At 76.0% G+C, this 13,823-nt stretch carries 7 protein-coding genes; all 7 read left to right on the forward strand.

Features of this window, described 5'->3' with window-relative positions; genetic code table 11:
• Nucleotides 1–49 precede the first annotated feature (49 nt).
• The 7 genes from recC (at nucleotide 50) to AB7F12_RS25975 (ending at nucleotide 13,797) form a co-directional block, all read left to right on the forward strand.
• A complete protein-coding gene (gene recC, locus AB7F12_RS25945) occupies nucleotides 50–3,415 on the forward strand; it encodes an exodeoxyribonuclease V subunit gamma (RefSeq protein WP_428499006.1) in 3,366 nt (1,121 codons plus the stop codon).
• A complete protein-coding gene (locus tag AB7F12_RS25950) occupies nucleotides 3,412–6,915 on the forward strand; it encodes a UvrD-helicase domain-containing protein (RefSeq protein WP_428518020.1) in 3,504 nt (1,167 codons plus the stop codon). Before recC ends, AB7F12_RS25950 begins: the two co-directional genes overlap by 4 nt.
• Nucleotides 6,912–8,801 (forward strand): exodeoxyribonuclease V subunit alpha, encoded by a 1,890-nt coding sequence (recD, locus tag AB7F12_RS25955; RefSeq protein ID WP_428499008.1) that lies wholly within the window; start codon nucleotides 6,912–6,914, stop codon nucleotides 8,799–8,801. The genes AB7F12_RS25950 and recD overlap by 4 nt, the downstream gene beginning before the upstream one ends.
• A gap of 976 nt (nucleotides 8,802–9,777) precedes the next feature.
• Entirely contained in the window at nucleotides 9,778–10,239 is a 462-nt protein-coding gene (locus tag AB7F12_RS25960; protein ID WP_428499009.1) for a hypothetical protein, read from the forward strand.
• Between the two features lie 80 nt (nucleotides 10,240–10,319).
• Nucleotides 10,320–11,996 carry an FAD-dependent oxidoreductase gene (locus AB7F12_RS25965; protein WP_428499010.1) on the forward strand — a complete coding sequence of 559 codons (1,677 nt, stop codon included), beginning with the start codon at nucleotides 10,320–10,322 and terminating at the stop codon, nucleotides 11,994–11,996.
• Nucleotides 11,993–13,462, forward strand: coding sequence for an ATP-binding protein (locus tag AB7F12_RS25970; protein WP_428499011.1), 1,470 nt, complete (start codon nucleotides 11,993–11,995; stop codon nucleotides 13,460–13,462). Before AB7F12_RS25965 ends, AB7F12_RS25970 begins: the two co-directional genes overlap by 4 nt.
• Entirely contained in the window at nucleotides 13,459–13,797 is a 339-nt protein-coding gene (locus tag AB7F12_RS25975; protein WP_428499012.1) for a UBP-type zinc finger domain-containing protein, read from the forward strand. The genes AB7F12_RS25970 and AB7F12_RS25975 overlap by 4 nt, the downstream gene beginning before the upstream one ends.
• The last annotated feature ends 26 nt before the right edge of the window (nucleotides 13,798–13,823 follow it).

Below are 13,823 nucleotides of genomic sequence, written 5' to 3' on the forward strand. Positions count from 1 at the left end.
CGGGACCGGGCCCGCAAGATCGTCGGTGGTGGTCGATAACGTGCCGGGCGTGTTGCACGTCCACCGCGCCGAGCGCGCCGACACCCTCGCCGACGCGCTGGCCGCGATCCTCGCCGAGGTCCCGGCCGACCCGTTCGCCGCGGAGGTCGTCGCGGTGCCCGAGCGGGGCGTCGAGCGCTGGCTCGCGCAGCGGCTGGCGCACCGGCTCGGCACGCGCGAGGGCCGCGGCGACGGGGTGTGCGCCAACGTGCGGTTCCCCTCGCCCGCCGAGGTGGTCGACGCGGCGGTGTGTGCCGCGACGGGGACCGACCCCGACGACGACCCGTGGCGTCCCGCCCGCGCGGTGTGGCCGTTGCTGGAGCTGATCGACGAGGCCGCGGGCGAGGCGAGGTTCGCGCTGCTCGGGGCCCACCTGGGCACCGGCACGTCCGACGGCCACCGGCGCGGCCGCCGGTACGCGTTGGCGCGCAGGCTCGCCGAGCTCTACGCCGCCTATGCCGCGCACCGGCCCGGGATGCTGGCCGCGTGGCTCGCGGGCTCCGACGTCGACGGGCCGGCCGGCTCGCCGCTCTCGCCCGACCTGCGCTGGCAGGCCGAGCTGTGGCGGCGGCTGCGCACGCACATCGGCGTCCCGGGGCCTGCCGAGCGGGCCGGCGCGGCGTGCGCGGTGCTGCGCGAGCAGCCGGACCGGGCGGCGCTGCCGCCGCGGCTGTCGGTGTTCGGTCCCACGCGGCTCGCCGCGAGCCGCCTCGCCGTGCTCGACGCGCTGGCCGCGCACCGCGACGTCCACCTGTGGATCGCCCACCCCTCACCTGCGCTGTGGGGCGCGCTGTCGGCGCAGGCGGGCACCGCGCCGCGGCGCGCCGACGACACCAGCGCGGCCGCCGTCGCCAACCCGCTGCTCGCCTCGCTGGGGCGCGACGTGCGGGAGCTGCAGCTGCGCCTGCCCGTCGGTGTCGACGTCCACCACCGGGGCGCCCCGCCGCCCGCGACCCTGCTGGGGGCGCTGCAGCGGTCGCTGCGCGACGACACGCCCCCGGGCGCCCTGCCCACCGTGCTCGGCCCGGACGACCGCAGCGTGCAGGTCCACGCCTGCCACGGGCCCGACCGGCAGGTCGAGGTGCTCCGCGAGGTCGTGCTGGGGCTGCTGGCCGACGACCCGTCGCTGGAGCCGCGCGACGTCGTCGTCATGTGCCCCGACATCGAGACGTTCGCCCCGCTCGTCTCGGCGACGTTCGGGCTGGCCACCGAGGACCCCCAGCACGACGGCCACCCCGGCCACCGGCTCCCGGTCCGGCTGGCGGACCGGGCGTTGCGCCAGGTCAACCCGCTGCTCGACACGGTGGCGACGCTGCTGGAGCTGGCCGACGCCCGGCTCACCGCCACCCAGGTCCTCGACCTCGCGGGCACCGAACCGGTCCGGCGGCGGTTCCGCTTCGACGACGACGCGCTCGACCGGCTGCGCGAGCTCGTCGTGAACGCCGGGGTGCGGTGGGGCCTCGACGCGGGGCACCGCGCCCCCTTCGCCCTCGGCGGGTTCCCGCAGAACACGTGGTCGGCGGGTCTCGACCGGATGCTGCTGGGTGTCGCCATGGACGAGGCCGACCGGCACTACCTGGGCACCGCCCTGCCGCTCGACGACGTCGGCAGCTCCGACGTCGACACCGTCGGCCGGTTCGCGGAGCTGGTCGAGCGGCTCGCCGCCGTGCTGGCCGGGCTGCGCGGCGAGCGCACCCTCGCCCAGTGGGGCGCCGCCCTCACCGCGGGCCTGGACGCGCTGACCACGACCACCCCGACCGATGCGTGGCAGGCCGCGCAGGCGCGCGCCGAGCTGGCGGAGGTCACGGCGTCGGCCGGCCCGCACGGCTCGACGGTGCCGCTGGGCCTGCCCGACGTGCGCGGCCTGCTCACCGACCGGCTGCGCGGGCGCCCGACGCGGGCGAACTTCCGCACCGGCACGCTCACGGTCGCGACGCTGGTGCCGATGCGCTCGGTGCCCCACCGCGTCGTGTGCCTGCTCGGGCTCGACGACGGCGCCTTCCCCCGCGCCGGTGAACCCGACGGCGACGACGTCCTGGCCCGCGACCCGCGCGTCGGGGAGCGCGACCCGCGCAGCGAGGACCGCCAGCTCCTGCTCGACGCGATCGGCGCCGCCACCGAGCACCTCGTCGTCGTGCACTCGGGCGCCGACGAGCGCACCGGAGTCCGCCGCCCCCCGTCGGTGCCGGTCGGGGAGCTGCTCGACGCGCTCGACACCGTCGCGGTCGGCCCCGGCGGCGGACGTGCCCGAGACCACGTCGTGGTCCGGCATCCGCTGCAGCCCTTCGACTCCCTCAACTTCACCGGCGGCGCCCTGGGCGGGCCGCGGCCGTTCAGTTTCGACCGGGCCGCGCTCGCCGGCGCGATCGCCGCGACCGGTGTCCGCACGCCGCCACCGCCGCTGCTGCCGGGCCCGCTGCCCACGCCGCCGCCCCCCGCCGAGGTCGAGCTCGACGACCTGGTCCGGTTCCTGGAGGGCCCGGCGCGCGCGTTCCTGCGCCAGCGGGTCGGGGTGTCGGTCTTCGCCCCCGACGACGACCCCGACGACGCGCTGCCCGTCGAGCTCGACCAGCTGCAGCGCTGGCACATCGGGGCGCGGCTGCTGGCCGACCGGCTCGCCGGGCACGATCTCGCCGCCTGCACGGCCGCGGAGTGGCGCCGCGGCGCGCTCCCGCCCGGCGCCCTGGGCCGCCGGATCCTCGACGACGTGGTCGCCCAGGTCGAGCCGCTCGTGGCCGCCACCCTGCCGCTGCGCACCTCGCCACCCGAGTCGCTCGACGTCACCGCGACCGTGGCCGGGGTGCGGCTCGTCGGGACCGTCGGCGGGGTGGTGCGCACCGGGTCGGGGCCGGGTGCCACCGGCGACCTCGTCGCGGCCGGGTTCTCCCGGCTCGGCGCCAAGCACCGGATCGGGGCGTGGGTGCGGCTGCTCGCGCTCACCGCGGCCCGCCCCGACACCACGTGGCGGGCGGTCACCATCGGCCGCGGGTCCGACGGGCCGGAACGCTCCGTCCTCGGCCCGCTGGAGCAGGGCCGGGCCGCGGCACTGCTGGCCGACCTGCTCGCCCTCCACCGCGACGGGCTGTGCACGGCGCTGCCGCTGACGTTGAAGTCGTCCTACGCCTACGCCCACCGCCGCCGGATGCGGGGGCGCACCACCGACGACGCCGTCGACGCCGCCCGCACCCAGTGGGCCGGGCGGTTCGGGCCCGAACGCGACGACGCGGCGCACACCCTCGTGTGGGGCCGGGGCACGGCGCTCGACGTGCTGCTCGCCGCCCCGGCGCGCAACGGCGCGGAACCCACCCTGTTCGGGGAGCTCGCGATGCGGGTGTGGACGCCGCTGCTCGCGGCCGAGGAGTTGAGCCTGCCGTGACCGTCACCGCGACCACGCCGGTGCTGCCTGCCCGCCCGTTCGCGGTGTGCGGGCCGCTGCCGGCCGCCGGGGAGACCACGGTCCTGGAGGCCAGCGCCGGAACCGGCAAGACGTACACGATCGCCGCGCTCGCGGCCCGCTACGTCGCCGAGGGCGTGGCGAGGCTGTCGGAGCTCATGCTCGTCACGTTCGGCCGGGAGGCCACGCACGAGCTGCGCGAACGCGTGCGCGAACGGCTCACCGCCGCCGAGCGCGCGCTGGCCGACCCGGCCGCGGCCCGCGCGGCGGCCGACGTCGTGGTGCGCCACCTCGCCACCGGCGACGACGCCGAGGTCGCGGCGCGCCGGGAACGGCTGCGGCTGGCGGTGGCCGAGTTCGACGCGGCCACGATCGCCACCACGCACCAGTTCTGCCAGCGCATGCTCGCCGGGCTCGGGGTGCTGGGCGACGCCGACCCCGACGCGCTGTTCGTCGAGTCGGTCGACGACCTCGTCGAGGAGGTCGTCGACGACTTCTACGTCCGCAAGTACGCCGCCACGGGCGCCGACCGGCCCGCGTTCGGCCGCGACGAGGCCCTCGCCCTGGCCCGCGCCGTCGTCGGTGACCCGCAGGCGCGTATCGAGCCCGTCGACGCCGACGCCGGCTCCGTGGCCGCGACCCGGCGAAGCTTCGCCGAGGCCGTCCGCCGCGAGGTCGACCGCCGCAAGCGCGCGGCCAAGCTCTTCAGCTACGACGACATGCTCACCCGGCTCGACGCCGCGCTGTCCGACCCGGTCCGCGGCGAGGCGGCCGCGGCCCGGCTGCGCAGCCGCTACCGCGTGGTGCTGGTCGACGAGTTCCAGGACACCGACCCGGTGCAGTGGCGCATCCTGTCGACGGCGTTCCACGGGCACACCACGCTGGTCCTGATCGGCGACCCCAAGCAGGCGATCTACGCGTTCCGCGGCGCCGACGTCGTCAGCTACCTGCAGGCCGCCGCGGGGGCGGGCGAGCGGTTCACGCTCGACACGAACTTCCGCAGCGACCGCGCCGTCCTCGACGCCATCGACGCGGTGTTCTGCCGGGCCGCGCTCGGCGACGCCCAGATCGTCGTCCACGGGGTGGAGGCGGCGCGCCGCGAGCGGTCCGTGCGCGGCTCGGTGTGCGACGCGCCGCTGCGGGTGCGGATCGTCGGGACCGAGCTGCTCGGCAACCTCTCCCGTGGCGTCGGCCGCGTCGACGCGGCCCGTCCGCAGGTCGCCGCCGACACCGCCGCCCAGATCGCGGGGCTGCTCGCCAGCGGGGCCCGGGTCGTGCCCGCCGACGGGCGCGAACGCGCCGTGCTGCCCGGCGACGTGGCCGTGCTGGTGCGCACCAACGACCAGGCCGAGATGGTCAACCGGGCGCTGCGCGAGGCCGGGGTGGCGGCCGTTGTCACCGGCACCCGCAGCGTGTTCGGCACCCCGGTCGCGGCCGACTGGCTGACGCTGCTCGAAGCCCTCGAACAGCCCCACAGCGGGCTGCGGCTGCGCGCCGCTGCCCTCACCTGCTTCGCCGGGGTCACCGTCGCCGACCTGTGCGGCGCCGACGCCGATGTCGTCGTCGAGAAGCTGGGCGACGACCTGCGCGACTGGGCGGGCGCGCTGCGTGGCCGCGGTGTCGCGGCGCTGCTCGAAGCGGTGTCGGAGCGGCGCAACCTCGCGGCGCGGCTGCTCGCCCGCACCGACGGCGACCGCACCCTCACCGACCTGCGCCACATCGGCCAGGCCCTGCACCACGCCGCCACCCAGGACCACCTCGGGCCGTCCGCCCTGGTCGAGTGGCTGCGCCGGCGCATCGACGAGGCCGGTTCCGACACCGGTGCCGACCGCAGCCGCCGGCTGGAGTCCGACGCCGACGCCGTCCAGATCGTCACCGTGCACCGCAGCAAGGGCCAGGAGTACCCGATCGTCGCGGTGCCGTTCGCGTGGGACCGCAACGTGGCCGAACCGAAGCTCGCCCGGCTGCACGAAGGCCCCGACCAACGGCGGGTCCTCGACGTCGGCGGCCCGTCGGGTCCGCGCTTCCCGGAACGGCAGGGGGTGCACCTCGCCGAGGAGGCCGGGGAGGACCTGCGCCTGCTCTACGTCGCCCTCACCCGGGCCCGCTCCCAGATCCTCGCCTGGTGGGTCCCGGCGACGACGACGGCGACGTCGTCGCTGCACCGGATGCTCGCGGGTGGCGCCGGGCCGGGCGAGACGCCCCGCGAGACGTGCGCCGTGCCGCGCGACCCGGGACCGATGTTCAGCGCGCTCGTCGACCGCGCGGGCCGGGCACCCGACGGTAGCCCGCACGTCGTGGTGGAGCGGGTCGGCGACGACGTGCCCGCGCCGTGGGACCCGCCCGCGGCCGCGACCCCCGTCCTGGGCGCCGCGTTCCTCGACCGCGAGATCGACCTCGACTGGCGCCGCACCTCCTACAGCGCGCTGACCGCCGCGGCCCACGACGCCGGGACGCACGTCCCGGCCGTCGTCAGCGAACCCGAGGACCCGGGGGTCGCCGACGAACCGGCCGCGCCCGACCCGCTGCAGTTCGGCGTGGTGGATCCCGCTGCGCCGCAGGCTGTTGCCTCGCCGATGGCGGCGTTGCCGATGGGTACCGCGTTCGGCACGCTCGTGCACGCCGTCTTCGAGACCGCCGACACCACCGCGCCCGACCTGCGCGCCGAGCTGGCCGCGCACGCCCGCGCGGAGCTGGCCCGCCGCCCCGCCCCGGTCGACCCCGACGAGCTCGCCGCCGCCCTCGTCCCGGTGGTCCGCACGCCGCTGGGGCCGCTCGTCGGCGGTGCCACCCTGGCCGACATCGCCCCGGCCGACCGGCTCAGCGAGCTCGACTTCGAGCTCCCCCTCGCGGGCGGCGACCGGCCGGGCACCTCCCCCGTCCTCGCCGACGTCGCCCGGCTGCTGCGCACCCACCTGCGGCCCGGTGACCCGCTGGCCGGCTACCCCGACCACCTCGACGTGCCGCAGCTGGCCGACCAGCCGTTGCGCGGCTACCTCACCGGCAGCATCGACGCGGTGCTGCGCGTCGGGGGGCGCTTCGTCGTCGTCGACTACAAGACGAACTGGCTGGGCCCGGCCGGCCCCGAGGGGCACCTCCCCCTGACCTCGGCGCACTACTCGCCCGCGGCGCTGACGAACGCGATGATCTCGTCGCACTACCCGCTGCAGGCGCTGCTCTACGCGGTGGCGCTGCACCGCTACCTGCGCTGGCGGCTGCCCGGCTACGACCCGGCCACGCATCTGGGCGGGGCGCTCTACCTGTTCCTCCGCGGCATGTGCGGGCCCGCCACCCCGGCGGTCGACGGGGTCCCGGCCGGCGTGTTCACCTGGGCACCGCCGCCCGCGCTGGTCACCGACCTGTCCCGGCTGCTCGACGAGGGACCGCTGCCCGGCCAGGGAACGCTGCCCGGCCCGGGACCGCTGCCCGGCCAGGGACCGCTGCCGGGCCCCGCGACCCCGCCCGTCGGAGGGACACCGTGACCGCGCCCGCGCCCGGCCTCGACCCCCACGACCCGCGGGTCGTCCGGGGCAGCGACGGCCTCCTCGCCCGGTTCAACGCCGCCGGGGTGCTCGCCGCCGCCGACGTGCACGTCGCCACCCGGCTCGGGCGCCTCGGCGGGGAGACCGACGAGACCGTCCTGCTCGCCGCCGCGCTCGCCGTGCGCGCGGTGCGGCACGGGTCGGTGTGCGTCGACCTCGACGAGGTCGGCACCACCGTGCTCGGTGAGGGCGACGAGCTCGTCGACGTCTCCGCGCTGCCCTGGCCCGACCCGCGCGCATGGCGGGCCGCGTGCCTGGCCGGCCCGCTGGTCTCGGCCGAACCGGCCGCCGGTGTCGCACCCCTGCGTATGCCCGGCAGGCTGCTCTACCTCGACCGCTACTGGCGCCAGGAGGAGCAGGTCCGGGTGGAGCTGCGCGAGCGCGCCGCCGCCGAGCCGCCCCGCATCGACGTCGACCGGCTCCGCGCGGGTCTGGAACGGCTGTTCGTCACCGAGGGGCCCGACCGGCAGCGGCTCGCCGCCGCCGTCGCCGCGCTGCGCCGGGTCACCGTCCTCGCGGGCGGGCCCGGGACCGGCAAGACGACGACCGTCGCCCGGCTCCTCGCCCTGCTGCGCGACCAGCCCGGCCCCCCGCCCCGCATCGCGCTGGCCGCGCCCACCGGCAAGGCCGCGGCACGGCTCGCCGAGGCCGTCCGTGACCAGGTGAGACAGCTCCCCGACGCCGACCGCGAGCGCCTCGGTGATCTCCCCGCCTCGACGCTGCACCGGCTGCTCGGCTTCAGACCCGGCCACACCAACCGGTTCCACCACGACCGCACCAACCGGCTCCCCCACGACGTCGTCGTCGTCGACGAGACGTCGATGGTGTCGCTGACGATGATGGCCCGGCTCCTGGAGGCGGTCCGCCCCGACGCCCGCCTCGTGCTGGTCGGCGACCCCGACCAGCTGGCCTCGGTCGAGGCCGGCGCGGTGCTGGGCGACCTCGCGCGGGCCCCGGGCGCCGTCGAACCCGCGCTCGACTCGACGCTGCGCTCGCTCGGTACCCTCGCCCCGGACGACGCCCCGATCGTGCACGGCGTCGTGACGCTGGACCGGACGTGGCGTTTCGGCGCCGAGATCGCCGCGCTGGCCCGCGCGATCCGCGACGGCGACGCCGATGCGGCCGTCGCGGCCCTGCGGGCGGGCGAGGGCGGGTCCGGAGCCGCGGGGGCGGTCGAGTTCGTCGAGGCCCCGACGCTGGAGCTGCGCGACCCGCCCGGCCTCGACGCCGTGCGCGCCGAGGTCGTGGCCGCCAACGCGACGCTGGTCGCGCACGCCCGCGCCGGTGACGTCGACAAGGCGCTGGAGGCGCTCGACAGGCACCGGCTGCTGTGCGCGCACCGCCGCGGCCCGTACGGGGTGACCCGCTGGGGCTGGGAGGTCGAACGCTGGCTGGCCGACGCCGGCGTCGGGCCGGGCGCGGGGGACGGCGAGTGGTTCCCCGGCCGTGCCGTCCTCGTCACCACCAACGACTACGACCTCAACCTCTACAACGGCGACACCGGCGTCCTCGTCCGTGAGGACGGCCGCACCCGCGCCGTGTTCGGCCGCGGCGGGGCGCCGCTGCGGGTCGCGACGGCCCGGTTGTCGCAGCCACAGGGCGTCCACGCGATGACGGTGCACCGCGCGCAGGGCAGCCAGTTCTCGCAGGTCACCGTGGTGCTGCCGCCGCCGGAGTCGCCGCTGCTCACGCGCGAGCTGCTCTACACCGCGGTCACCCGCGCGATCGAGCGGGTGCGGGTCGTCGGTTCGGAGGCCGCGGTCCGCGCGGCGGTGGCCCGCCCCGTCGGCCGGGCCTCGGGCCTGCGCGACCGCCTGGGCACCTGAGAGCTTCCGCCCGCTCCGACCGCTCCGACCGCAGGGTTGCCCGCCGAAGATCGCGCGCAACCTCACCGTCGTCCAGGCCGCATCCGACAGCAGTGAGGTTGCGCCCGAACACCTGCATCCGCCCGGACCGCGCCGCTGTGGCGCCCGGGTCGACCGGACCGCGAGCGTGTGCTCGGCGTTGCCGCAGCGCGCCGGTCGCACGCCCGACGGGGGTGGATCGATCGGCCGTGACACCAGCGCCGCGAGGCCGCGCTGACGACACGCTCGGTGCGGCCGCGGGCTCGACCACCCGGCCGCGCGCCTCGCGAACGCAGGACCGGACCTCGTCGCCGCTCGAATGTGTGACCAGCGCTGTTCGAGCGCACCGGTCACACGCTCGGTGGAGGAGAGCACGACGAGCGTGACACCAACGCTTCGCCACAGCGCTCACGACACTCTCGATGTCGTCCCAGCACGAGGCGGCGGCCCGGTCGCCCGCTCGGGTGATCACGTCGCGAACGCCCTCGCCTCGCGTCGGTCGCTCCTACCGTCCGGACCGGACGAGAGGGGCTTCACGTGAACGACCTGGTGGCGGCGCTGTACGCCGGAGCCGTCGGAACGGCGCTGCTGGTACTGCTGTGGCCCCGGCGATGGCACGGGATGCGGGTGCTCCACCGCGGTCACGTGCAGGACGGCACGCCGGAAGAGACGGCGCTCGCCGTCGCCCACCTGCGGCGGCGCCGGTACTGGTATCCGCCGGCGACGGCGATGTGCGGCGGCGTGGTGGCCGTGCTGCTGCCCGACGGCCGCGACGCCACGGGCGACATCGTGCGGGCCGCGTTGACCGGTGTGTTGCTCGGTGCGCTGCTCGCGGAGATCGTCGGTTGTCTGCAGGAGCGCCGGGCCCACCCTCCGAGGGGCACGGCGCCGACCCTGCCCTGGACCCGTCTGGTCGGGATCGGTTGGCGTCGCGACGTCGTGCGGCATCGTCGCGGCGGTGACGGCGTCCTGGATGGTCGAGCCGCGGCAGTCGCTGATCGCCCCTCCGCCGGGGGTCGTCGAGGAGGCCGGGCCGAACCCGGTCGGCTGCGCCGTCGCCGCGGCGCTGATCGTGCTCGCGGGCTGGTGGGTCGTGATCATGGCGTCGCGGCTGCCCGTCGAGAGCACCGAACGGGCCCACACCGTGCTGCAGCGCCGCACGGCCCGGACCGCGGTCGGGCTGGCTGCCTTCGCCGCGGTCCTGTTCGCGGGGCGGAGCTCGTTCGGAGGCTGGCTCCTCGTCGCCGGGATGATCGCGTGGATGGGCTACGCCCAGGTTCCCGGCGACCGGTCGGTGGCGTACCGCGCCACGTTCCTGGCCCGGCCGGTCGTCAAGGCCACCGAGCGGCTGGCAGCCGCCAACCGGAGGATCCTCGATCGGCGGGCGGAGCGGACCACACCTCCGCCGAGTTCGACCTGAGACTGCCCCGACCACGATCGAAGCAGTCTCCGGTCGAAGTCGGCGGGAAGGGACTGGACGGGCTTGGCAGACTCGACGGTATGACGGCGAGTTTGATCCCGGCCCGGCCCGCGATCGTCACGGTCGACGACGATCCTTCGGTGTCCCGTGCCGTGGCCCGCGACCTGCGACGCAGGTACGGCGAGCACCACCGGATCGTGCGCGCCGAGTCCGGCGAACAGGCCCTGGAGGCCTTGCGCGAGATGACATTGCGCGGTGACGAGGTCGCCGTGCTGCTGGCCGACTTCCGGATGCCCGGCATGGACGGGCTGCAGTTCCTGGAGGCGGCGATGGACCTGTACCCGGTGGCGCGCCGGGTGCTGCTGACCGCCTACGCCGACACGGACGCGGCGATCACGGCGATCAACGTCGTCGATCTCGATCACTACCTGCTCAAGCCGTGGGATCCGCCGGAGGAGAAGCTCTACCCGGTGCTCGACGCGCTGCTGGAGGCGTGGCGGTCGTCGGACCGGCGGCCGGTGTGCGAGACGCGGGTGATCGGGCACCGCTGGTCGGCGCGGTCCAACGAGGTACGGGACTTCCTGGCGCGCAACCAGGTGCCCTACCGCTGGTACCCGTGCGACGACGCGGAGGCGGCGCGCCTGCTGGCGGCGGCCGGGCTCGACGGGCAGACGTTGCCGGTGATCGTCACCCCGGCGGGCGAGACGCTGGTCGCCCCGGGCGACGCGGAGCTGGCCGAGCGGGTCGGGCTGTCGACGAACCCGGCGGCGGAGTTCTACGACCTGGTCGTGATCGGCGGCGGCCCGGCCGGGCTGGGCGCGGCGGTGTACGGGGCGTCGGAGGGTCTGCGCACGGTGCTCGTCGAGCGCACGGCGACGGGCGGGCAGGCCGGGCAGAGCTCGCGGATCGAGAACTACCTCGGCTTCCCCGACGGTGTGTCGGGCGCGCAGCTCACCGACCGGGCGCGGCGGCAGGCGGTCCGGATGGGCGCGGAGGTGCTGACGGCGCGTGACGTCGTCGGTCTGGACGTCGACGGGTCGGGGCGCACGGTGCGGTTCGCCGACGGCTCGGCGATCACCGCGCACGCGGTGGTGCTGGCCACGGGCGTGTCCTACCGGGAGCTGGCGGCGCCGGGGCTCGCGGAGCTGGCCGGGCGCGGCGTCCACTACGGGTCGGCGCTGAGCCAGGCGTCGAGCTGCTCCGGCGACGACGTCTACATCGTGGGCGGCGCGAACTCGGCCGGGCAGGCGGCGGTGTACTTCGCGCGGCACGCGAAGTCGGTGACGCTGCTGGTGCGCGGGGAGTCGCTGGAGACGTCGATGTCGCACTACCTGATCGAGCAGATCGCGGGGGTCCCCGAGATCACGGTGCGGACCTGCACCGAGGTGGTCGAGGCGGAGGGTGACGGGCACCTGGAGCGGCTGCGGCTGCGCGACCGGACGACCGGCGTGGAGGAGGTCGTCGACGCGCCGTGGCTGTTCGTGTTCATCGGCGCGGCGCCGCGGACCGAGTGGCTCGACGGGCTCGTGGCCCGCGACCGGGCCGGGTTCGTGCTCGCCGGCCCGGACCTGATGGCGGGCGGTTCGCGCCCGGCGGGCTGGCCGCTGGACCGCGACCCGTACCTGTTGGAGACGAGCCAGCCGGGGGTGTTCGTCGCCGGCGACGCCCGGGCGGAGTCGGTGAAGCGCGTCGCGTCGGCGGTCGGCGACGGGGCGATGGCCGTGTCGCTCGTGCACCGCTACCTGGAGCGGTCGTGAGCGCGCCGGAGCGGGAGGTCCCCGCCTGCACGCCGTCGTTGCTGCGTGAGCTGTTCCTGTTCGAGAAGCTCTCCGACGAGCAGCTGGCCTGGCTGTGCCGGGAGGGCTCGGTCGAGCGTTTCCCGGTGGGGCCCGTCTACACCGAGGGCGACGTGGCGACGTGTTTCTACGTGCTGGTCGAGGGCGCGGTGGTGCTGCAGCGCCGCGCCGGGGAGGAGGACGTCGAGGTCGAGCGGACCGAGCAGCCGGGTGTCTACGCCGGGGCGTGGCACGCCTACCTGGGCGACCGGGTTCCGCAGACCTACAACAACACGTTGCGGGTGACGCGGCCGTCGACGTTCTTCGTGCTCGACGCCACGGCGTTGCAGGAGATGATGCGCCAGTGGTTCCCGATGGCGCTGCACCTGCTGGAGGGCCTGTTCTTCGGCATCCAGAACACGCAGCAGGCCGTCAGCCAGCGTGAGCGGCTGCTGGCGCTGGGGTCGTTGTCGGCGGGGCTGACCCACGAGCTCAACAACCCGGCGGCCGCCGCGGTGCGGGCGACGGCGCTGCTGCGCGAGCGGGTGGCCGGGATGCGGCACAAGCTCGGGATGATCGCGGGCGGCTCGCTGGACCGGGTGGCGCTGCAGTCGTTGACCGAGATCCAGGAGGAGGCGGCGGAGCGGGTGGCGAAGGCGCCGACGCTCACGCCGATCGAGGCCGGCGACCGCGAGGACGCCCTGTCCGACTGGTTCGACGAGCACAACATCCCCGATGGTTGGGACCTGGCACCGACGTTCGTGCAGGCCGGGCTGGACATCGACTGGTTCGAGCAGGTCGTGGCCCGGGCCGAGGCGGCGGGTCTGTCCGGCGCGCTGGAGGGCGCGGTGCGCTGGCTGAACTACACGGTCGAGACCGAGCTGCTGATGAACGAGATCGCCGACTCGACGACGCGGGTGTCGACGCTCGTCGGTGCGGCGAAGCAGTACTCGCAGATGGACCGCGCCCCGTACCGGACGACCGACCTGCACGAGCTGCTCGACTCCACGCTCGTGATGCTGGCGCGCAAGATCGGCGACGTGCGCGTGGTGAAGGACTACGACCGCTCGCTGCCGCCGGTGCCCGTCTACGCCGCCGAGCTCAACCAGGTGTGGACGAACGTCATCGACAACGCCGTCGCCGCGATGGGCGGCACCGGCACGCTCACGGTGCGGACGGCGCGCGACAGGGACCGGGCGCTCGTCGAGATCGGCGACACCGGGCCGGGCATCCCTGCCGACATCAGGTCCCGGATCTTCGAGCCGTTCTTCACGACGAAACCGTTCGGCGAGGGCACCGGGCTGGGGCTGGACATCTCGTGGCGGATCGTGGTGAACCGCCATCGTGGCGACATGAGCGTGGAGTCGGAGCCGGGCGACACCCGGTTCCAGGTGCGGCTGCCGTTGCAGCCCAGCACCGAGGAAGCGGCCGAGGAGGCTACGCAGTGACTGACATCGATCCGGCGGTCGTACCGTCCGGCGCCGGCTGCGTCGAGTGCGACGCGGCGGGGGGCTGGTGGTTCCATCTGCGGCGGTGCGCGGCGTGCGGGCACGTGGGCTGCTGCGACTCGTCACCGGCGCAGCACGCGAGCGGGCATGCGGCGGCCACGGGGCATCGCGTCGTGCAGAGCTACGAGCCGGGCGAGGACTGGTTCTGGGACTTCGGCACGGCCCGTGTCGTCGCGGGCCCGGTCCTGGCCGATCCGCAGCACCGCCCGCTGGACCAGCCGGCGCCGGGCCCGGCGGGCCGGGTCCCGGTCGACTGGCAGTCGAAGCTCAACTGAGGTCGTCGGTCGGCGCGGGCAGGCCG

The organism is Pseudonocardia sp. (genome assembly GCF_050250275.1).
GTDB lineage: Bacteria > Actinomycetota > Actinomycetes > Mycobacteriales > Pseudonocardiaceae > Pseudonocardia.

Bases quoted from the DNA above. Each gene is read 5' to 3' on its own strand.
- AB7F12_RS25965 (WP_428499010.1), top strand. From the start codon at position 10,320: ATGACGGCGAGTTTGATCCCGGCCCGGCCCGCGATCGTCACGGTCGAC.